Annotated in this window: 18 protein-coding genes; 1 reads left to right on the top strand and 17 read right to left on the bottom strand. The window is 70.1% G+C overall.

Annotated elements, in window-relative coordinates; genetic code table 11:
• Nucleotides 1-113 precede the first annotated feature (113 nt).
• The 17 genes from QH270_RS13970 to QH270_RS13890 all read right to left on the bottom strand — a co-directional run bounded on the left by QH270_RS13970 (nucleotide 114) and on the right by QH270_RS13890 (nucleotide 19,029).
• Complete coding sequence (locus QH270_RS13970; protein ID WP_280341815.1) at nucleotides 114-863, bottom strand: ACP S-malonyltransferase; 750 nt, start codon at nucleotides 861-863, stop codon at nucleotides 114-116.
• The gene (locus QH270_RS13965) at nucleotides 860-2,113 is read right to left on the bottom strand and encodes an MFS transporter (RefSeq protein ID WP_280341813.1); all 1,254 of its coding nucleotides are present in this window, start codon (nucleotides 2,111-2,113) and stop codon (nucleotides 860-862) included. Before QH270_RS13965 ends, QH270_RS13970 begins: the two co-directional genes overlap by 4 nt.
• Complete coding sequence (locus QH270_RS13960) at nucleotides 2,106-3,107, bottom strand: LLM class flavin-dependent oxidoreductase (protein WP_280341811.1); 1,002 nt, start codon at nucleotides 3,105-3,107, stop codon at nucleotides 2,106-2,108. Before QH270_RS13960 ends, QH270_RS13965 begins: the two co-directional genes overlap by 8 nt.
• 14 nt (nucleotides 3,108-3,121) lie before the next feature.
• Nucleotides 3,122-3,328 (bottom strand): acyl-CoA carboxylase epsilon subunit, encoded by a 207-nt coding sequence (locus QH270_RS13955; RefSeq protein ID WP_280341809.1) that lies wholly within the window; start codon nucleotides 3,326-3,328, stop codon nucleotides 3,122-3,124.
• Nucleotides 3,325-4,896 (bottom strand): acyl-CoA carboxylase subunit beta, encoded by a 1,572-nt coding sequence (locus QH270_RS13950; protein ID WP_280341806.1) that lies wholly within the window; start codon nucleotides 4,894-4,896, stop codon nucleotides 3,325-3,327. Before QH270_RS13950 ends, QH270_RS13955 begins: the two co-directional genes overlap by 4 nt.
• Before the next feature lie 36 nt (nucleotides 4,897-4,932).
• A complete protein-coding gene (locus tag QH270_RS13945; RefSeq protein ID WP_280341804.1) occupies nucleotides 4,933-6,888 on the bottom strand; it encodes an SDR family oxidoreductase in 1,956 nt (651 codons plus the stop codon).
• Nucleotides 6,869-7,813: an aromatase/cyclase gene (locus QH270_RS13940; RefSeq protein WP_280341802.1), complete on the bottom strand. Its 945-nt coding sequence runs from the start codon at nucleotides 7,811-7,813 to the stop codon at nucleotides 6,869-6,871. Before QH270_RS13940 ends, QH270_RS13945 begins: the two co-directional genes overlap by 20 nt.
• Before the next feature lie 30 nt (nucleotides 7,814-7,843).
• Nucleotides 7,844-8,626, bottom strand: a complete 783-nt coding sequence (gene fabG / locus QH270_RS13935; protein ID WP_280341799.1) for a 3-oxoacyl-ACP reductase FabG — start codon at nucleotides 8,624-8,626, stop codon at nucleotides 7,844-7,846.
• A gap of 33 nt (nucleotides 8,627-8,659) precedes the next feature.
• Nucleotides 8,660-8,926 carry an acyl carrier protein gene (locus tag QH270_RS13930; RefSeq protein ID WP_280341796.1) on the bottom strand — a complete coding sequence of 89 codons (267 nt, stop codon included), beginning with the start codon at nucleotides 8,924-8,926 and terminating at the stop codon, nucleotides 8,660-8,662.
• Nucleotides 8,927-8,939: 13 nt separating this feature from the next.
• Complete coding sequence (locus QH270_RS13925) at nucleotides 8,940-10,163, bottom strand: ketosynthase chain-length factor (RefSeq protein ID WP_280341793.1); 1,224 nt, start codon at nucleotides 10,161-10,163, stop codon at nucleotides 8,940-8,942.
• Nucleotides 10,160-11,437 carry a beta-ketoacyl-[acyl-carrier-protein] synthase family protein gene (locus tag QH270_RS13920; RefSeq protein ID WP_280341791.1) on the bottom strand — a complete coding sequence of 426 codons (1,278 nt, stop codon included), beginning with the start codon at nucleotides 11,435-11,437 and terminating at the stop codon, nucleotides 10,160-10,162. Before QH270_RS13920 ends, QH270_RS13925 begins: the two co-directional genes overlap by 4 nt.
• Nucleotides 11,434-11,760, bottom strand: a complete 327-nt coding sequence (locus QH270_RS13915) for a TcmI family type II polyketide cyclase (protein WP_280341788.1) — start codon at nucleotides 11,758-11,760, stop codon at nucleotides 11,434-11,436. Before QH270_RS13915 ends, QH270_RS13920 begins: the two co-directional genes overlap by 4 nt.
• A 23-nt stretch (nucleotides 11,761-11,783) precedes the next feature.
• Nucleotides 11,784-13,235 carry an FAD-dependent monooxygenase gene (locus tag QH270_RS13910; protein ID WP_280341783.1) on the bottom strand — a complete coding sequence of 484 codons (1,452 nt, stop codon included), beginning with the start codon at nucleotides 13,233-13,235 and terminating at the stop codon, nucleotides 11,784-11,786.
• A 20-nt stretch (nucleotides 13,236-13,255) separates the two neighbouring features.
• Nucleotides 13,256-15,013, bottom strand: a complete 1,758-nt coding sequence (locus QH270_RS13905; RefSeq protein WP_280341781.1) for an acetyl/propionyl/methylcrotonyl-CoA carboxylase subunit alpha — start codon at nucleotides 15,011-15,013, stop codon at nucleotides 13,256-13,258.
• A gap of 29 nt (nucleotides 15,014-15,042) precedes the next feature.
• Entirely contained in the window at nucleotides 15,043-16,218 is a 1,176-nt protein-coding gene (locus QH270_RS13900; protein ID WP_280341779.1) for an acyl-CoA dehydrogenase family protein, read from the bottom strand.
• Nucleotides 16,219-16,472: 254 nt separating this feature from the next.
• Entirely contained in the window at nucleotides 16,473-17,804 is a 1,332-nt protein-coding gene (locus QH270_RS13895) for a helix-turn-helix transcriptional regulator (RefSeq protein ID WP_280341777.1), read from the bottom strand.
• 367 nt (nucleotides 17,805-18,171) lie between these two features.
• Nucleotides 18,172-19,029 carry an SDR family NAD(P)-dependent oxidoreductase gene (locus QH270_RS13890; RefSeq protein ID WP_280341774.1) on the bottom strand — a complete coding sequence of 286 codons (858 nt, stop codon included), beginning with the start codon at nucleotides 19,027-19,029 and terminating at the stop codon, nucleotides 18,172-18,174.
• A gap of 172 nt (nucleotides 19,030-19,201) precedes the next feature.
• Here QH270_RS13890 and QH270_RS13885 point away from each other — a divergent pair.
• Nucleotides 19,202-20,146 (top strand): sulfurtransferase (locus tag QH270_RS13885; RefSeq protein WP_432420359.1); only part of this gene is annotated, 945 nt, incomplete at its 3' end.

Here is a 20,146-nt window from a genome sequence, read left to right as displayed (position 1 = left end):
GTGGTGCTGGCCGCGCTCGTCTTCGGCGCCGGTGTGCCCGCCGTATTCGCGCTCGCGGTGCGCTGGTGGGCCAAAGCGGAAACGGTCGACGCCGACGGCCGCGTGCACCGGAATTATCCGGCGCGCACCGGGGCGCTGCGCTGGGGGTGGGGGGGGGGGGGGGGGGTGGGGGGGGGGCGCGGCCCCCCCACCGCCTCGGCGATGTCCGCCATCAACGGCGAATGGAAGGCGCCCGCGACCTTGAGCCGCACCACCTTCGCGGCGCCGGCGGCGCGGGCGAGGTCCTCGAGCTCGGCCACGGCCGCGGTGGCGCCCGAGACGACGGTCTGGGTCGGCTGATTGTAGTTGGCCACCCCGACGATTCCGGCGGTCACCTGGGCGCACAGCGCGTCGACCTGCTCGGCGGCCAGACCGATGACCGCACTCATCGCGCCGTCGTAGCGGTGCGAGACCTCCGCCATGAGTTCACCGCGACGGCGGACCAGGCGCAGCACCGCGCCCACGTCCAGCACACCGGCGACGGCCAGCGCGGTGAACTCCCCCAGGCTGTGGCCCGCGACGGCGGCGGGTTGCAGGCCCTGCTGCGCACGGACCGCGCTCAGGGCCAGGCTGGTAGCGACGATCGCGGGCTGGGCGATGTCGGTGGCCCGCAGTTGTTCGGCGGTGCCCTCGACGCACAGCTGGGTGAGCGGCAGGCCGAGAATGTCGTCGGCCTGCCGGAACAGCGCAGCGGCCGTGGGGAATTCGGTGATCCACGCGGCCATGCCGGGCCGCTGGGAGCCCTGGCCGGGGAACAGCGCCAGGGTTCGCCTGCCCGAGACGAGGTCGGCGGGGCGGTCGCGGAGGACGACGTCTGCGGTCATGACAGGGACCTCTCGGATTCGGCTGTTGCTGTCAGGGAACGATGGGCATCACGGCGTCGGCCGAGACGGCGGGTGGCGCGGAACTCGCCGGTCGCCGCGAGCACCGCGAGCAGGCCCGCGACCGCGATCACCGCCGCCGCCGGGCGGTACCCGTCGACGGCGACCGCCGTCCCGATCGTCACCGGCAGCACCAGCGCGGCTCCGAACTGGACCCCGGTCTGGTAGAGCGGTACGGCGATCGGGCGGAGCTCGGCGGGCACGGTCGCGGTGGACTGCATGTTCAGCGCGGCGAACGAGAGCACGAATCCGGTCTCGATCAGCAGCAGCACCGGCAGCACGTCGCCGCCGTAGTTCCGGATGTCGGGGCGGGCGAGCAGAAGCAGGTGACCGGCCAGCGTCGCCACCGCCCCGGCGAGGATCAACGGTGCGGTGCCGAACCTCGCGACATACCGTCCGGCGAACGGAACCGAGATCGCCAGTGGCACACTCGCGGGCAACAGCCCGAGCGCGATCTGCCAGGGCGCCCAGCCGAGCGCGTCGTCCAACTGCACCGCGAGCACGACCAGCAGCGCCAGATAGCCGCCGTTGAGCGAGGCCGCCCCGAGTGCCGACCGCAGCAGGGACCCGTTGCGCGCCAACGTAATCGACACTCGTGGCGGCGCGGCTACCGGCACGTCCGGGATCACCCGCCACGCGGCGATCAGCAGCACGATCGCGACCGGCGCGGGAAACACGAACAGCAGGTGCCAGCTCCATGCCGCCAGCACGCCCGAGAGCACCAGGCCCGTGGTGAATCCGGCGGCGCCGAACACCGCGTACACCGAGATCGCCCTGCGCTGCTGGGCGCCCGCCGGGAACTCCGCGGCGATCACCGCCAGCCCGGCGGGTGCGGTGAGCGCCGCGGCGGCGCCCTTCATCACGCGGGTCACGACGAGCAGCGTGAGGTCGTCGGTGCAGCCACCGACCACCGAGGCGAGGGCGAACAAGGCCATCGCGGCGAGATAGACCCGCTTGCGGCCGAACCGGGCCGCGACGGCGGGTCCGGCGAGCAGCAGCGCGGCGAAACCGCCGGCGAAACCGGCCAGCAGCCATTGGGTTTCCCAGCTCGAGCGGCCCAGCTCGGTGCTGATCAGCCCGATCGCGGGCACCAGGATCGAACCCTCGATCGCGTCGAGGATCATGTTGCCCGACAGCACCAGCAGCAACGCCCAGCGGCGCCGGTCCCAGCGCGGCGGGGCCGGCTCAGCCATGACCGTTGCGCGAGGCGAGCTGGAACTGCTTGTCCAGCAGGGGCGGTAGCTGTTCGCTGACCAGCTCGATGTGGCGGGTCACCAGGTCGTCGGGCATGCCGGCGATGCTGGCCCAGAAGATCAGATGCCGCACCGGCAGTCCGGCCACACGCTCGTGGATCCGTGCGGCGGCCTGTTCGGGGGTGAGGATTTCGAGCAGACCGAAGGATCCGTCCTCGGGTCGCTGCCGCAGCTGGTCGAGTTCCAGCGCCGGTGGCACCGGCGCGTCGGTGCCCTCCACCGACAGCTGTCGATACGAGTTCATCTGGTGAGCGAGATGCGGGGCCACCCGTTCCCACGCGGACTCGGGATCGTCGGCGAGCAGGATCGGCAGCAGATCGGAGACCCGCGCGGATTCGGGATCGTGCCCGCCCTCGACGAGTCCCTCCCGGTACAGCGGATACAGCGCGTGCGAGATGTGCAGGAACCCGATGCCGAGCCGCCCGGCGAGGCGGGCGCCGCGCGGACCGTAGAAGCCACCCCACAGCGGTACCGGATCCTGGATCGGTCCCGGGGTGATCCCGCCGGTGGCCCAAAGCCGCTGGATCTCGGCGATGGTGTCGCCGGTGCGCGCGAACCGGCGGCCGAAATCGGTGCCGAAGAGCTGATATTCGGGCAGGCGGTAGCCGGCGCCGAGACCGAGTTCCAAGCGGCCGCCGCTGATCAAGTCGACCAGCGCCGCCTCCTCGGCGAGCTGGGCGGGCTTGCGCAGGGCGGGCAGCACCACGGCGGTGCCGATCCGGACCCGTCTCGTTCGCGCCGCCGCCGCGGCCGCGAAGGTGAGCGGTTGCGGCAGGTAGCCGTCGTCGAAGAGATGGTGCTCGGTGAACCAGACGCCGCCGGCCCCGCGCCGGTCGGCCTCCTCACAGAACTCGAGGGTGCGGGCGTAGTGGTCGGCCCACGGCCGCTGCCACTGGGCGGGATTGCGCAGGTCGAAGAGCAGTCCGACGTCCATATCGGTTCCGTTCGTCAGCGTGTGGATCCGGTCCACGCGCGGGGGTCGGTGAAGGCGGGTCGGCGTTCCAGGCGCCGCCAGCGGGCGACGGGTCTGGTGACGGTCGGTGGCGGGGCGGTGTGGCGCCGGGCGAGCAACAGCAGGAGCAGCGCGGCGAGTTCATCGGGATCGGCACTGCCCTTCTCCACCCGCAGAAACGGGGTCGAGTGCACGGCGCTCATTGCGGCGGGTTCCCGTGCTTGCGGCGCGGCAGATCGGTGTCCTTGCCCGCCAGCATGGCGAAGGCGCGGATCACGACCCCACGGGTATCGCGAGGATCGATCACATCGTCGATGAGGCCGCGCTCGGCCGCGTAATACGGGTGCACGAGTTCATCGCGATATTCGGCGATTTTGCGATCCCTGGTGGCCACCGGGTCCTCGGACGCGGCGATCTCGCGCCGGAACACCACGTCGGCGGCCGCCTCGGCGCCCATGACGGCGATCTCGTTGGTCGGCCACGCCAGCGCGAGATCGGTGCCGATCGACAGCGAGTCCATCACGATGTAGGCCCCGCCGTAGGACTTGCGCAGTACCAACGAGATTCGCGGCACCGTGGCGTTGCAGTAGGCGTAGAGCAGTTTCGCGCCGCGCCGGATGATGCCCGCGTGTTCCTGGCCGACGCCGGGCAGGAATCCCGGCACGTCGACCAGTGTCAGCAGCGGAATGTTGAAGGCGTCGCAGAACTGGACGAACCGCGCACCCTTCTCACTGGCGTCGATGTCGAGAACCCCGGCCAGGCTCATCGGTTGGCTGGCGACAACGCCGACCACCTGTCCGTCGAGCCGGGCCAGCGCGCACACCAGGTTCGTCGCCCAGGTGGCCTGTACTTCGAAATAGTCGCCGTCATCGACTATTTCGGCCACGACATCGCGAATGTCGTAGGGCCGGTTGCCATCCAGTGGCACCAGCTCCGTCAGTGCGGTGGTCTGCCGGTCGGCGGGATCGGCGGTGAAGGCCACCGGCGGCAGCTCCCGGTTGTTGGCGGGCAGCATCGACAGCAGCGCCCGGACGTCGGACAGGCACGCCTGTTCGTCGTCGTAGACGAAGTGCGCCACCCCCGAGACCGAGGCGTGGACGTCAGCCCCACCGAGTTCGTCGTGGGTCACCCGCTCGCCGGTCACCGTGCGAACCACGTCGGGCCCGGTGATGAACATCTGCGCGATGTCGCGCACCACGAACACGAAGTCGGTGAGAGCGGGCGAGTACGCCGCTCCGCCCGCGCACGGCCCGAGCATGACGCTGATCTGCGGGATGACCCCCGATGCCCTGGTGTTGCGGCGAAAGATCCCGCCGTAGCCGGCCAGCGCCGTCACCCCTTCCTGAATGCGGGCGCCCGCGCCGTCGTTCAGCGAGACCAGCGGCGCACCCGCGGTGACGGCCATGTCCATGATCTTGTGGATCTTCTGGGCGTGCGCCTCACCGAGCGCGCCACCGAAGATCCGGAAGTCGCTGGCGTAGACGAAGACCGTGCGCGTGTCGACGGTCCCCCACCCGGTGATCACGCCGTCGGTGTGCGGCCTGCGGGCTTCCAGTCCGAAGCCGGTGGCCCGGTGTCTGCGCAGCGGCTCCACCTCGACGAACGAACCGGGGTCGAGGAGCAGGTCGATGCGTTCGCGAGCGGTGAGTTTGCCCTTGGCGTGCTGGCGTTCGGTGGCCGCCGGGTCGGGGCCGAGCCGCGCGGCGCGTTTGACGGCGTCGAGTTCGTCGAGCCGGTCGAGGTACCCGGTGGGTTCGTGCACTGTCGTCATCGGATCTCCTGGTGTCTATCGGCCTCGGCCGTCCGGTCAGCCGAGTAGCGTTCCGCCGGTGGCGTCGATGAAGGCGCCGGTGATCCACCGGGCCTCGTCGGTGGCGAGGAAGGTGACGACATCGGCGACGTCGACCGCCTCGCCGACGCGTTTGAACGCCGAGAACTGCGCCATCTGCTCGACCGCCTCCGGGATGTCGAACACGGCGCTGCCGTTGTTGGTGATGCCGGGGGCGACACTGTTGACGGTGATGCCGCGCGGCGCCAGATGCCGGGCGAAGTGCAGCGTGATCTGTTCCACCGCGCCCTTGGTCATCGAGTACGCCACCTGGTCCGGGCTGGCGAAGCGGGTCAGGCCCGAGGAGATGTTGATGATCCGGCCGCCTTCGGGCAGCAGGCCGAGGGCGCGCTGGACGATGAAGAACGGCGCGCGGACATTGACAGCGAAGAGCCGGTCGAAGTCCTCGGGTGTCACGTCCTCGGGGGCGACGCCGGCGGGGGTGGTGATCCCGGCATTGTTGACCAGGATGTCGAGGGTGGTTTCGCCGGTGCGTTCCTTGAGTCCCTGCTCGAGGCCGAGGAACAGCTCGTGCACGCCGCCCGGTGAACCCAGTTCGGCACGCACGGAAAACGCACGGCCACCGTCGGTTTCGATGAGTTCGACGGTCTCGCGCGCGGCCTCCTCGTTGCCCGCGTAGTGCACGGCGACGAGCGCGCCCTTGGCGGCGAGCTGCCGGGCGGTCGCGCGGCCGATGCCGCGGCTGGATCCGGTGACCAGTGCGGTCTTGTTCGTCAGGCTCATGGAGGTCTCCTTCGGAGGGGATGGGGCGGTGGCCGGGTCGCCGGGACCGGGCAGGCCGCTGATCATGCGGGCGAGATGGGCGCGGACGTCGCCGAGCCGCAGGAGCTCGGCGAACAGCTGCCGGGCGGGTTCGACGTCGGGTCCGCCGAGCAGCAGCAGGGTCTGGGCGCGGATATTGGTCAGGGTGCGAGCGCCGACGGCGTGGCGGGTGCGGTGATAGCCGTCGAGTTCCGCGTCGCCGCCGGTGCCGGCGTGGTGGGCGATCAGCCGGCCCGACAGCTCGGCGGCGTCTTGCAGGCCGAGATTGAGGGCTTGGCCGCCGACCGGCATCTGACGATGGGCGGCGTCGCCCGCCAGCAGGATCCGGCCGCGCCGGTACCGGGTGACCTGCCGACTGGTGTCGTCGAACGCGTTGCGCCACAGCGGTGTTCCGTGGCTGATCGACTCCCCGGTCACCAGTTCCCAGGCAGCGGCGATCTCGGCGAAGTTGGGTTCACCGCCGGTGCCGCGCGGTTCGGCGCCGTAGACGTGCACCATCACCCTGGTGCTGCCGTCGGGCCAGCGCGAGGACACCGCCAGCCCGTGCGGGAGCCGTTCGAACCGGCGGGCCGGGATGTCGATTCCGGCCACGTCGGCCCGCAGCATCTCCCGTGCCGGACCTGTGCCCGCCGCGTCGAATCCGGCCAGGTCGCGCACCGTGCTGCGTTCCCCGTCACAGCCGACGAGATAGGCACCGCGGTGGGGGTGCCGGATCCCGTCGCCGGTGACGGTTTCGATCAGGACATGGTCGGCGCGCGCGGTCAGTGCGGTCACCCGATGCCCGCGCCGGAGCACCGCACCGGCGTCGAGCGCCCGCGCGTGCAACACCGCTTCCAGCCGGACCTGGGGGCATTTCCATTGACCCGAGAACCGGTGTGCCGGATCGGCTTCCGTCAGATCCAGCCGCAGTCCGCCGAAGTGTCCCGGACCGCCGTCGGGCAGCGGCCCGAGCAGCTCGAGTACGCCCCGCTCGGCGAGCACGTCCATGGTGCGGGCGTGCAGGGTGGAGGCCCGCGATTCGGTGGTGGGGGCGCTGAGCTGTTCCACCACCGTCACGCGCAGGCCCGCGCCGGCCAGGTCGCCGGCGAGCAGGAGCCCGACCGGACCGGCGCCGACGATCAGGACATCGGTGTCATCGTCGGGCTTCGGCATAGTTCTTGGCGTGGTTCAGCGTGGCCCGGCTGTTGCCGCCGAGGGCTTCGCGCAGGAAGGTCCGTGCCTCGGGTATTCCGGCGTCGGGGCCGAGTATCTCGGTGATCCGGGACGCCTCGATGATCACCGTGTGCTGCGAGGACGCGGTGGTCGTGCCGTCGGGGTTCTCCCGGAATTCCCAGTAGCCGGTGTGCAGGGCCATCAGCGCGGGCAGGGTGGTCTGCTTGTAGGCGATCCGGTCCTTGGGAAAGCAGATCCGCACCGATTCGGTGGTGTGGCTGGATCCGTCCTTGGTCAGGGTGTCCATCCGCAGCACCTGGACGCCCGGGGTGTTCTCGGTCAGCCGCACCGAGGCCACGTGCGGTAGCCGCTCTATCCACCGGTCCGCCTCGTTGACGAAGTCGTAGACATCGCCGGCGGCACCGGCGATCTCGACCGAGTCGACGAACGACAGGGTCAGGTCCTCGGCACGCACCGCCGACTCCACCGCGGCCTTGAGCCCGGGCAGCTCGGCGCGGCTGTTGTCGTCGACCGCCTTGTCGATCCAGGCCAGGCCCTCGGGATCGTCGTCGATCGCCCGGTAGGAATGCAACAGCCGCAACTCGGTGCCCTCGCCGTGCGGTTCGATGATCCAGGTGCCGCTCATCTGCGCCACCGGCGGCGCGGATACCTCCTGCCAGAAGGTGATCCGCAGATTCTGCGGATCGAGCAGGCGGCGCGAGATCCAGGTCTTGGGTTCGCCGTTCGCGGTGGCCCAGATCTGGATGCGTTCCTCGTTGCCGTCGTACTCGAGCCTGCTCACGTAGACCGACGGCGGGAACAGCCGGGGCCAGTTCTCCACCTCGGCCAGCAACCGGTACACCTCGCTGGGCGGGGCGGACACGGTGATCGTGTGCTCGACCTCGCGTGTGGTCTGCGTCGTCATGGGAGTCTCCTGGTGCTCGTCGGCCGGAATTCAGAAGTTGCCGAGTCCGCCGCAGACGTTGAGCGCCTGTGCGGTGATGGAGGCGGCCAGATCGGACGCCAGGTAGCCGACCAGGCCGGCCACCTCTTCGGGGGTGGAGTAGCGGCCCAGTGGGATCTTGGCCTGGAACTTGGTGAGGATGGCGTCCTCGGTGGTGTCGTAGGCCGCGGCGTAGCCGGACCGGACCCGCTGTGCCATCGGTGTTTCCACATACCCCGGGCACACCGCGTTGACGGTGATCCCGGTCGGGGCCAGCTCGTTGCCGAGTGCCTTGGTGAAGCCGACGACGCCGTGTTTGGACGCCGAGTACGGCGCACCAAGCACCACGCCCTGCTTGCCCGCCGTCGAGGCGATGTTGATGATGCGTCCGCGCTTCTTGTCTCGCATGCCGCCGGTGGTCAGCACCTCGCGGCTGGCCAGGAACACGCTGTTGAGGTTGGTGGCGATCACGTCGGACCACAGTTCCTCGGTGAGGTCGGCGGTGACGCCGCCGCCGGAACGGCCCGCGTTGTTGACCAGCACGTCCACCGGGCCGTAGCGGTCGACCGCCGCCCGCACGAACGCCGAGATGTCCTCGGCCGCCCGAACATCGGCGGTGGTGCCGTCGACGTCGAAGCCCTCGCCGCGCAATTGCGCGACGGTGTCGGCGACGGCTTCCTTGCTGCGGGCGCACAGGAACACCCGGTGTCCCTGTCCGGCCAGTTGCCGGGCCGAGGCCAGGCCGATGCCACTGGTGGCGCCGGTGACCAGAGCCACCCTGTCGTCGTTGGTCATGTCTGTTCTCCTGTCGGGCAGTCGGTTTCGCGCTCAGCTGGCCTGTGGCGCTTCGAGCAGCTGTTCGTTGACCAGGTCGACGAGGGCACGCGGCGTGGTCACGGCGACGACGGCGTCGTCGTCGAGGGTCACGCCGAATTCGCGCTTGATCCGGCCGGTGGTCTCGAGCAGCGCCAGCGACTCGTAGCCCAGCTCTTCGAACTCGAGGTCGGCGAAATCGCCGTCGAGGCCGGGGCTGTCGCCGCTGCCTTCACGCAGGATGCGGGCCAGATCGTCGAGGGTGAACGGTGATGTGGACACGGGCTTTCCTTTCTCAGGGGCGGAGGTGGTCGGGGCCGCGCACGACCATGGCGGAGTTGAAGCCACCCGCACCGCGGGCGAGCACGAGCGCGGTCCGCACCGTGGCCTGCCGGCTCGCGGTGACGAGATCGATCGGGTACTCCGCGGCGAGATCGGTGCCGATGGTCGGCGGAATCACGCCGTCGCGGATGGACAGGAAGGCGGCGGCCAGGTCGAGCGGCGCGGCTCCCGAATAGAGCCGTCCCGTCATGGTTTTCGGCGCGGTGACCGGCACGCCACGCGCACCGAACACCGCGACGAGAGCGTCGGCCTCGATCCGGTCCAGCTCGGCGATACCGGCGGCATCGGCGAACACGACGTCGATCTCGGCGGGGGTGAGGCCGGCGTCGGCCAGCGCGAGCTCGATCGCCCGGCGCAGCCCGGGCTCCCCCGGTCCGTCGGGGCGTGGATCGACCGTCGCGGCGTGTCCGGCGATCTCACCGTAGATCTTCGGTGCGTCGCGACGCTCGGCGTGTTCGGCATCCTCGAGGACCAGCAGCGCGCCGCCCTCGCCGGGGACGTAGCCGCCCGCCTGCGCGTCGAACGGGAGGTAGGCCCGCTGCGGGTCGGTGACGGTACTCAGTCCGCCGCCCGCCAGCTGCGCGACCCAGCCCCACGGGCAGATCGAGGCGTCGACCGCGCCGGTGACCACCAGCGCCGTGCCGCGCCGGATCTGCCTGCGTGCCTGGGCGACCGCGTCCAAGCCGCCCGCCTGATCGCTGACCACCACGCTGCTCGGACCACGCAGACCGTTGCGGATGGAGATCTGTCCGCTGTTGACCGCGTAGAACCAGGCGAAGGACTGATAGGCGCTCACGTACTCGCCGCCTTTGCTCCACAGCGCGCGGAGTTCGTTCTGCCCGAACTCGAAGCCGCCCGAGCTGCTGGCGGTGATCACGCCCGCGGTGTAGTCGGGCAGTTCGTCGGGTCGCACGCCGGCGTCGGCGAAGGCCCAGTCGGCGCTCACCAGCGCCAGCCGGGTCATCCGGTCGGTCTGCGGCAGCAGCCGGCCCGGCAGATGCTCCTCGGCCTCGAATCCGATGATCTCCCCGGCCAATTGGGCCGGATAGGACGCGGGATCGAATCGGGTGACCCGGCGGATCCCAGTGCGCCCGGCCAGTGTGGTGCGCCAGTACTCCTCGAGACCGAGACCGGTCGGCGCGGCGACACCGAGCCCGGTCACCACCGCCGCTGTCATCGCCCGCTCCGGAACGGATCGGCGAGCACGACCGCGCTCTGGAACCCGCCGAACCCGCTGCCCACCGAGAGCACCACGTCGACCTTGTGGTCGCGCGCGGTCAGCGGGACGTAATCGAGATCGCAGTCGGGATCGGGATTGTGCAGGTTCGCGGTCGGCGGCACCACGTCGTTCACCAATGCCAGCACCGACGCGGCGATCTCGATCGAACCGATGGCCCCGAGCGAGTGCCCGACCATCGACTTGATCGAGCTCATCGGCGTGCGATAGGCATGCTCGCCCAGGCTGCGCTTGACCGCGGCGGTCTCGTGCCGGTCGTTCTGTTTGGTGCCGGAACCGTGGGCGTTGATGTAGTCGACCTCGGTGCCGTCGATCCGCGCCTGACCCAGCGCGGTGCGGATCGCCTCGGCCATCTCCTTGCCGTCCGGGCGCAGACCCGTCATGTGGAACGCGTTGGACCGAGTGGCGTGGCCGGCCAGTTCGGCGTAGATCTTGGCGCCACGCCGGCGTGCGCTCTCGAGTTCCTCGAGGACGAAGACCGCGGCACCCTCGCCGAGCACGAACCCGTTGCGACTGGCGTCGAACGGGCGTGAGGCGTGTTCGGGGTCGTCGTTGCGCGGGGTCGTCGCCTTGATCGCATCGAAGCAGGCCACGGTGATCGGGCTGATCGGCGCGTCCGTGGCGCCCGCGATCATCACGTCGGCGCCACCCTCCCGCAATACCTCCGCGGCGTAACCGACCGCGTCCAGGCCGGAGGTGCAACCGGTGGAGACCACCGTCGAGGGTCCCTGCGCGCCCACGGCCCAGGCCACTTCGGTCGCGAACGAGCTGGGGACGAAATAGTTGTAGAGGTGCGGCACCGCGTAGGCGTGGTCGACCAGTTCCAGCCGGCCACCGTCGCTGACGGTGCGGTATTCCTGGTCGAGCCCCATCGTCGCGCCGACCGCGCTGCCGATGGTGACACCGGTCCGGAACGGATCGATGTCGTCGAACTCGAGCCCGCTGTCGGTGACCGCCTCGCGGGCACTGACCACCGCCAGCTGCGCCGCCCGGTCCATCCGCCGGATCTCCTGCGGGGTCAGGCCGTGCAACTCGGGGTCGAAGTCGATCTCGGCGGCGACCTGGGAGCGGAACGGCGCCGGATCGAACAGCGAGATGCGGCCGGTCGCGGTGCGGCCGTTGGAGATCAGATCCCAGAAGCTCTTGGTTCCCACCCCGCCCGGCGCGGTGACGCCGATCCCGGTGATCACCACCCGGCGTTCCCGGGCGCTCATCGCGCGTTCCAGTCGTAGAAGCGGTGCGCCATCGCGTCCGCCGGGGAACGCCAGGTCTTCGGGTCGTACGCCTCGATGAACGGCTTCAGGTCCTGGCTGATCCGGACGAAGCGATCGTCGGTCTTGGCGTCCTCGATCCGGGTGCCGCCGTCGTCGGTGTCGAAGTCCTGCAGGTGGAAGTACAGGCCGCGGTAGTGGAAGAGCTGGCGGCGGCGAGTTCCCATCCGGTGGGGCATCTCGGTGGTGTCGAAGTCCCGGAACAATCCGGCGACATCGCCCGCGGACGCGAGGTCCATGCGGGCCACGATCAGTGTGCTGAACATTGACTTACCCTTCTCTGTGGTCTTCACCGACCCGGCCCGAACCAGCGGTCCAGGGCGGTCGGCAGATCGTCGTTGCTGCCGGGAGCGACCCAGGCGACATGGCCGTCGGGCCGTACCAGCACCGCCGTGGTGCGGGCGGCGTCGATGGGTTCGGTGGGGGTGGCGGTGACCACGTCGATGCGGTCGATCCAGGGCTGCGCCCGGCGGCGCAGCGCCGGATTGTCGGTGAGGTCGAGCAGGACACCGCGACCGGACCGCAGCAGCGCGGCCGTGTCGGTGTCGTGCCCGCCGCGCACGAGCGCGCGCCGCGGCAGCCGTGCGCCCAGCAGCGGATGTGAGCCACCGCCCATGTCGTAGCGGATGTCCAGGCCGGTGACCCGGGCGGCGAGGTGGCGTTCCACCTCCGGATACGCGACGAGTTCGCGCAGCACGTCGCGGAGTGGCCCGACCTCCTCGCCGCCGAGCAGGAACAGGCTCTGTGCCTTGGTGTTGGCCAGTAGCCGCTCGCCCACCGGGTAGCGCTCCGCGTGATAGGTGTCGAGCAGGGTGGCCGGTGCCGTGCCACGGACCACGGCCGCCAGCTTCCAGCCGAGGTTCACCGCGTCCTGGATGCCGGTGTTCATGCCCTGTCCGCCCGCGGGCAGGTGTACGTGCGCGGCGTCACCGGCCAGCAGGACCCGGCCGCGCCGGTATTCGGTGACCAGTCGTGCGGCGTCTCCGAAGGCGCTCACCCACACCGGTTCCGCGTGCGAGATGTCGACATCGGTCAGGCGCTTCCACACGTCGGCCACCTCGGCGAACTCCGGCGGGCCGCTGCGGCGCCGGGGTGCGGCACCACGTTCACCGACGATGACGCGATGCGTGCCGTCCGGGAGCCTGGCGCTGATCACCATGCCGCCCGCCACCTGCTGGCCGATCATCCGCGGCGCGATCTCCACGCCGCGCACGTCGGCGAGCAACAGTTCGGTGGTGGCCGGGCTGCCGGGAAAGTCGAACCCGGCCGCCTTGCGGACCACGCTGCGGCCCCCGTCAGCGCCGACGAGGTAGCCGGCCCGCAGCGGCGCGTGTCCGTCGAAGCGCACGGTGACGCCCTCGGCGTCGCTGTCGAGCCCGACGACCTCGTGCCCGCGGCGGATCTCGGCGCCGAGCTCCCGTGCCCAGCCAGCCAGCACCCGCTCCGTCGTCGACTGCGGCACCGTCCGCGGCGCCTCCAGGGGCGCGCCGAGCACGGAGAGGTCGAGGGGGATCCCGCCGAAATGCCCGGCCGACCCGGTCTCGGGCGAGCCGAAGCGGCTCAGCAGACCGCGCTGGTGGAGCACTTCGGTGGTGCGCAGCGTCAGTCCGATGCCGCGGGATTCCCCGGTAGGGGCCGGCAACCGGTCGACGACGATCACGTCGACGCCCGCCAGCTGTAGTTCGCCGGCCAGGGTCAGCCCGGTCGGTCCGGCACCCGCCACGATGACCGCGGTGTCCATGGTTTCCTCCTGAATCCCGTTCATGCCGCATGACTTCCGGAGTCGTCGAGCCGGCACAGGGCGGTGCCCGAGCTCACCGTCATACCGACGGTGGCGCTCAGTTCGCGCACGATTCCCGCCCGGTGCGCGGTGAGCGGCTGTTCCATCTTCATGGCCTCGAGCACGGCGACGAGTTCGCCCGCGTCGACCCATTGACCTTCTGCCACAGCGAGTTTCACGACCGTGCCCTGCATCGGCGCGACCAGCGCGTCCGACGCGACCGCGCCGCGCGCCCCGGGTCCCCGAGCCGCCCGCACGCTCCGGCGAGGCGCGACGCCGGTGCCGATCCGGTCGGGCGCGGGCAGCGACACCTCGACCCGCCTGCCACTGATCTCCACGACGACCGTCTCCCGTGCGGGTTCCGTCGCCGTCTCCCCTGCCTGGTCCTGCGGCGCGATGCGGTTGTCGAACTCGGTCTCGATCCAGCGGGTGTGCACGGTGAACGGCGTGGTCGTGAAAGCGGGGTCGTCGAGCACGGCGCGGTGGAACGGCAGTGTCGTCGGGAGGCCGGCGACGGTGAGTTCGGCGAGCACGCGACGTGACCTGGCCACCGCCTGGTCACGGTCGGCACCGGTGACGATCACCTTGGCCAGCAACGAATCCCAGGCCGGACCGATGACAGTCCCCTGCTCGACCCCGGCGTCCACGCGGACGCCGGGTCCCGAGGGGGCGACGAACGCGGTCACCGTGCCCGGCGCGGGCAGGAACCCCCGCCCGGGGTCCTCGGCGTTGATCCGGAACTCCAGGGCGTGTCCGCGCACGGGCGGGTCGTCGTAGCCGAGCGCTTCGCCGCGGGCGATCCGGAACATCTCCCGAACCAGATCGATGCCGGTCACTTCCTCGCTCACGGGATGTTCGACCTGCAGCCGGGTGTTCACCTCGAGGAACGACAGCGTTCCGTCGCGACCGATCAGGAACTCGCAGGTGCCCGCGCCGACATAGCCCGCCCGCGCCAGGATCGCCTTGGACGCGCGGTACAGCTCGGCGCGCTGCGCCTCGGAGAGGAACGGCGCGGGCGCCTCCTCCACCAGTTTCTGGTGGCGGCGCTGCAACGAGCAGTCCCGCGTCGACACCACCACGACATGACCGAAAGCGTCCGCGAGGCACTGTGTTTCCACATGTCGCGGCTGCTCGAGGTATCGCTCGACGAAGCACTCTCCCCGACCGAAGGCGGCGGTGGCCTCGCGCACGGCGGCGTCGAACAGTTCGGCGATCTCGGCGCGGTCGCGCACCACCCGGAGCCCACGACCACCACCACCGTGGGCGGCTTTGATCGCGATCGGCAGACCGTGCCGATCGGCGAAGGCCACCGCTTCGGCGGCACCCGCGATCGGATCCCGGGTCCCCGGCACGAGCGGAGCGCCGACCGCTTCGGCGATGTGCCGGGCCGACACCTTGTCGCCGAGCGCGCGGATCGCCGACGGCGGCGGGCCGATCCAGGTGAGGCCGGCGTCGAGCACGGCCTGTGCGAAATCGGCGTCCTCGGAGAGGAATCCGTATCCCGGGTGGACAGCGTCGGCCCCGGCGGCGGCCGCGGCACGGAGCAACTTGGCCGGGTCGAGATAACTGGTCGCCGGGGTGTCGCCGCCCAGGGCGTACGCCTCGTCGGCCAGCCGGACGTGGGGTGCGTCGCGGTCGGGATCGGCGTAGACCGCGACAGCGGTGAGTCCTTCGTCGCGGCACGCGCGCACGACGCGGACGGCGATCTCGCCACGGTTGGCGATGAGTACTTTGCGCATTGTTCCGGCTCCCTGTCGCTGCGGCACGGTCACAGGTAGACGGTGTTGGGCGGCAGTCCGACGAGCGAACGGCCGTACAGCTCGATGTTCACGCTGGGCGTGATCATGGCGTGGAGCGAGGTCGCGTGGATGTCGCGCTGCAACCGCGCGATCGGGACGTCGCGCTGGATCGAGGAGCCGCCGCTGGCTTGGGCCAGGATCTCCACCGCGGCCTTCGACTGATGGGCCACCCAGCCGATCTGCACCCGCGACCAGACTCGCTCCTGCTCGGCCCACTCCTCGTTCGCCTCGGCCTTCGCATCGATCACCTCGGCGAAGGTGCGCGCCCGCGCCTCGGCGTCTTCGATCAGCAGCGCGGCCTCGCCCACCTGCAGATGCGTGACGGGGGCCTCGAGCTGACTCGGATAGTCGGTGTAGGTGATCGGCCTGCCGGGCAGCCGCTCGACGAAGGCCGACAGCGCCGCCCGCGCCGCGCCGACCAGCTGCCCGGTCTGAATCGCGGTGACCGGCACCAGCACCGGTGCCGCGTACTGCGGCTTGAGCGCGTTCACCGCCGACTTGGAGCGGTTCTGATAGAAGTCCTCGCCGGTGATGACGCGGTGCTCGGGCACGAAGACGTTTTCGGCCACCGTCGAGACGCTGCCGGAGCCTTCCAGCCCGGACGTGTACCAGTCGTCGACGAGGCGGAGATCGCCCGTCGGCACCAGCGCGAAGATCGGCACCGGCGCGGCGCCGGCATCGGTCGGCAGAGCCACGGTGACTTTCCAATGCGCGTGCAGCACCCCGCTGTTGAAGCGCCACGTACCGTTGAGGAGCCAGCCACCGTCGACCTTGGTCGCCGTGCCGGTGGGCGCGGTGGTTCCCGAGATCCGCACGTTCGGCGTCGCGAACACCTCGTCGAGCGCCGCGTCGGGCCACAGCGCCGTCATCCAGGTCAGCGAGGCGTAGATCGACAGGCAGAACGCGACCGAGGTGTTGCCACGGGCGACCTCGGCGAGCACATCGACGAAATCGCGAGTCCTGGATTCGTATCCGCCGTACTGCGCGGGCACCTGCATGTTCAGCAGGCCGGATTCTTCGATCGCCTCGATGACATCGTCGGGCAGGCGGCGGTTCTCGTCGATCCACCGGGCTCGCGAACGCAGCAGCGGCGCCAGTTTCGCGGCACGCTCGACCAGTTCCGCGCGGGACGGGTTGGCAGGCATATCGATTCCTCTCGCCGAAATTCGAGAATTATTCGGCGACAACGCTGCTCACCGATCACGAGAAATCTCGCACAGGATTCGGCGGCGGTTCAAGGGCCGTGGAAAGACTCTACGGTCGACCCGTAGGTTATCCCCGGGGCAACCACAGGATCACCACCGGGACTTCGAATTCGGTCTCCCGGAAACACGCGAAGGACGGCAGTCGTGTGAAAACACGACTACCGTCCGAGAAATGGCACCACCGGGAAACTATGTCACGCGCACTCCCGCGAATTCATCACCCCCGCCAGTTGCCGCCGGCCCGGGATACCGAGCTTGCGATACACATTCGACAGATGGAACTCGACCGTTCGCACCGTGAGGAACAGTTCTTCGGCGATGTCCTTGTTGGTGAGCCCGCGCAATGCCAAACCGGCGATCTTGCGTTCCTGTCTGGTCAGCCCGGTCTCGCGATGCTGGTTGTCCAGAGTGCCGAGCACCGATCCCGCACGCTGCAACACCGGTCTGCTGCCCGCCGCGACCGCCAGCTCGGTGGCGGCCGCCACGGCCCAGCGGGACCGAGCCACATCGCCTTCCACCGCGTGCAACTGTCCGAGGTCGCAGAGGGCACCCATCAATTCGTACCGCGCCTCGGCAAGCTCGAGCAGTTCCACCGCTCGTTCGAGCGTGGCGACCGAACCGCCGTCTCGGCGTGCCATGGCGACGGCGTGCAATGCCCGCCCGACAGCGCCGGGTGAACCCCACCGACGGGCGGCCGCGAGTTCGTCGTCGGCCAGTGCTGCCGCCAGGTCGCAGCGCCCGAGCGCGGTGGCGACCAGTGCGGCGCGCGAGCGCCACGGCACGATCGCCGGGTTGGCGACATTCCGCGCGGTGAGCATCTTTCCGCAGGCCAGGTAGTCCGCGAGACTGCGTTCGAGGTCTCCTTCGGCACGATGCAACGCGCCGCGAGCGGCGAGGACGTGCGCGCGGTCGGGCACGGCCTCCACCGAGCTCATCCGGTCCTCGAACAGACACCGGGCGCCGCGCAGGTCACCCACCTGCACCAGCGCCTCCACCAGCCAGGCCAGCGCCATCCCACGCAGCGAGGGCGACACGCCGCGACGCACCAGCGTGCCCATTGCCTCGATCGCCGCCGTCGGCCTGCCGGATTGGGCGTCGATCCTGGCGCGGATCAACACGAGCGACTCGACGACACGCGGTGACAACGCGCGCCGGTCCGCCGACAGCATCCGCGTGCAGTAGGCGGCGGCCTCGGCGCAGCGGTCGGCGTAGACCAGTGCCAGCAGGGCCAGCCACAGGCAGCCCGCGTCGGGCTGCCCGTCCGCGCTGTCGAGCACCAGTTCCGAGCGCCGGACGATGGTTTCGCGATCCAGCATCCCGCAATGCACGAACAGCATGCTCTGCACGCCGCCGCACAGGGTGTCGGCGTCTCCGAATCGGATGCGGGCCTCGGCGGGATCGACACCGGACAGGTAATCGATCGTGTGGGTGAGGCGGGCGTCGCGCCGTTCACACCACGTGCGCTCCGTGCGATCACATCTGGTTCTGGCGGCACATCCGGAATTCCGGGCCGTGCCGATCGACATGATTTCCTGGCGTCCCGCCACAGAGTTCACTACGCTCGGCGGCGGAAAGCCGTCCGAACAGGGCACAGGATGATCGGTCATGAGGTCTCCCTGGTGCAGCAAGCCGAGCTTTCACGGCCACGCCGTCGACAACCGCGAAAGAATTCCTCCCTGTTGTCAAAATACCAGCGGCACAGCAACATTCACAGTGACGCTCGACATACGATTCACATGATCGTATCTCTTGCGGATCATGATCTCGAATCGAATACTCGCACCGTCGATTACGCGCAGACCGAATCACCCGCCGCCGAATTCGCGGCGCAACGCCATATGCGCTCACGGACGCGCCGGTGCGACTCGGCGGAATTCCGCGCGCGGTTCCAACTCAGGTCGCGACGGCGACGGCGGGCAGGCGCGGGTGGAAGTCCGCGAGCAGGCTCGCCGTCTCGTCGAACAGCCTGGCCGCCGCGACGGGGTCGAAGGCAGGCCCTCGGACGTCGAGGGGCCTGCCCCGCACGATCGCGGTCAGCGGCGCGGCCGGCGGGTCGTCCAGGATGTCGAGGATCGGGACGACCGCCTCCCTCACTGATTGAGCACCCTCCCGCATCGCTTCGACTTTCGCCGCCATCTCGGGGTCGTAGTCACCGGACAATCCGGTGTCGACCACACCGGGGTGCAGCAGCACGTACCGCACCCGGGCCGGCGCACGGCGCACGAACTCGATCCCGAGCAGATCGTTGAGCTGACCGCCCTGCGACAACGCCCGCAGGCCGTGGTACCCGTTCGCGTGACCCAGGTCGCCCCACCGGATCTCACTCGTTCCGCTGCCGGGGCCCGCCACGTTGAGGATCAGTGGTCGTGGCGCGGCCGAGAGGAGGTCGAGCAGCTCGTAGCCGAGCACGAACCGGCTCAGGTAGAACAGGGCGAAGGTGTATTCGAATCCCTCCGTGGTCACCAGTCGTTCGGACCGGTAGTGCCGCGCGCACAGCACGAGCGCGTCGAGGCTGGTGACCCGCGCACGGACCTCCGCGATCACCGCGCGGGTGGCGGCGATCGAGCTGAGGTCGGCGGCGACGAAGTGCGCACGGGAACCAGCACCGAGCCGTTCGGCGGCCGTCAGAAACTCTGTGCCCCGCGCCGGGTTCCGTCCGATGACGACGACGGAGTCGCCCTTGGCCAGGCGATCGAGGGCCGTCGCCCGCCCGAGGCCGTCGGTACCACCCGCGACAACAACGTGCTTCATACCTCGATGCTAACCACCGGGTTCATCCATGTCATCTCGAACGTAAAGCCAACTAGAACGGCTGGTTCAAATCCGCCAGGATTACATTCACGGCGATCGATGCGCTGGCGATCACCAGATGACGGTCACTAACGTCGAGATGTCCCGCATACCAGCGCAATCGGAGGTCCACATGGGGCACGCCATCTCGCCCACGGTGTCCGTCTCCTGGCTCCGGGACCATCTGGGTGACCCGGACCTGCTCGTCGTCGACGCGAGCACCCAGTTCACCGTGCACGACGACGGAACCTTCACGCTCGAGCCCGGCCGCCACGCCTACACCACCGCGCAGATCCCGGGCGCGGTCTTCGCGGACCTGCTGACCGATTTCGCCGACCCCACGGCCGAGCACCCCGTCACCGCTCCGGATTCGGCGCGTTTCGCCGCGGCGGCGGGCACCCTCGGCATCCGCGACGGAGTGCGCGTGGTCGTCTACGACCGGCACGACGGCATGTGGGCCACCCGTTTCTGGTGGCAGTTGCGCTTGGAGGGCTTCGACGACGTCTCGACCCTCGATGGCGGACTCGCCGCCTGGCGGGCCGCCGGCTGCGACGTTGCGAGTAACCCGATACCGCCGACCCCGGCCACCTTCACCCCGCGCCGGCGACCGGCTCTGCTCCGGTCCACCGCCGAGGTGCAGGCCGCCATCGATGACGACGGCACCGTCCTCGTCGCGGTCGTCGACCCGGCCGCCTACCGTGGTGAGACCGCGGTCTTCGCGCGCCGCGGCCACATTCCCACGAGCATCAACATCCCCATCGACCGCATCCGCGATCCGCAGACCGGCAGCCTGCGGCCCACCGCCGAGCTTCGGACCCTGTTCGCCACCGCAGGTCTCCTCGACGCGGAAACCGCGCCGGTCACCTACTGCGGCGGCGGAGGAGCCCCCCCCCCCCCCCCCCCCGCCCACGCGGGGGGGGGGGGGGGGCCCCCGCCCGGGGGGCAGCGCCGCTCACATCCACGCGGCAAAGACCACCACCACCCACCCCATCCTGTACTACACCGGTGTCACCCGCGCCCGCGGCGTGGAACACGACGGTACCGCCGCCATGGATCGGATGATCCAGGAGCGCGAACA

Origin of the sequence: Nocardia neocaledoniensis (assembly GCF_029868625.1) — a bacterium.
Classification (GTDB): Bacteria; Actinomycetota; Actinomycetes; order Mycobacteriales; family Mycobacteriaceae; genus Nocardia; species Nocardia neocaledoniensis_A.
Note: the sequence above shows the minus strand (reverse complement) of the source record. Positions and strands in the feature narration are given on the sequence as shown.

Coding starts and splice junctions, on each gene's coding strand:
- QH270_RS13945 (WP_280341804.1), bottom strand. CDS start 6,888: ATGCCGAAGCCCGACGATGACACCGATGTCCTGATCGTCGGCGCCGGT.
- QH270_RS13970 (WP_280341815.1), bottom strand. CDS start 863: ATGACCGCAGACGTCGTCCTCCGCGACCGCCCCGCCGACCTCGTCTCG.
- QH270_RS13925 (WP_280341793.1), bottom strand. CDS start 10,163: ATGACAGCGGCGGTGGTGACCGGGCTCGGTGTCGCCGCGCCGACCGGT.
- QH270_RS13900 (WP_280341779.1), bottom strand. CDS start 16,218: ATGCCTGCCAACCCGTCCCGCGCGGAACTGGTCGAGCGTGCCGCGAAA.
- fabG (WP_280341799.1), bottom strand. CDS start 8,626: ATGACCAACGACGACAGGGTGGCTCTGGTCACCGGCGCCACCAGTGGC.
- QH270_RS13910 (WP_280341783.1), bottom strand. CDS start 13,235: ATGGACACCGCGGTCATCGTGGCGGGTGCCGGACCGACCGGGCTGACC.
- QH270_RS13905 (WP_280341781.1), bottom strand. CDS start 15,013: ATGCGCAAAGTACTCATCGCCAACCGTGGCGAGATCGCCGTCCGCGTC.
- QH270_RS13950 (WP_280341806.1), bottom strand. CDS start 4,896: ATGACGACAGTGCACGAACCCACCGGGTACCTCGACCGGCTCGACGAA.
- QH270_RS13960 (WP_280341811.1), bottom strand. CDS start 3,107: ATGGACGTCGGACTGCTCTTCGACCTGCGCAATCCCGCCCAGTGGCAG.
- QH270_RS13965 (WP_280341813.1), bottom strand. CDS start 2,113: ATGGCTGAGCCGGCCCCGCCGCGCTGGGACCGGCGCCGCTGGGCGTTG.
- QH270_RS13920 (WP_280341791.1), bottom strand. CDS start 11,437: ATGAGCGCCCGGGAACGCCGGGTGGTGATCACCGGGATCGGCGTCACC.
- QH270_RS13955 (WP_280341809.1), bottom strand. CDS start 3,328: ATGAGCGCCGTGCACTCGACCCCGTTTCTGCGGGTGGAGAAGGGCAGT.
- QH270_RS13890 (WP_280341774.1), bottom strand. CDS start 19,029: ATGAAGCACGTTGTTGTCGCGGGTGGTACCGACGGCCTCGGGCGGGCG.
- QH270_RS13940 (WP_280341802.1), bottom strand. CDS start 7,813: ATGACGACGCAGACCACACGCGAGGTCGAGCACACGATCACCGTGTCC.
- QH270_RS13915 (WP_280341788.1), bottom strand. CDS start 11,760: ATGTTCAGCACACTGATCGTGGCCCGCATGGACCTCGCGTCCGCGGGC.
- QH270_RS13895 (WP_280341777.1), bottom strand. CDS start 17,804: ATGTCGATCGGCACGGCCCGGAATTCCGGATGTGCCGCCAGAACCAGA.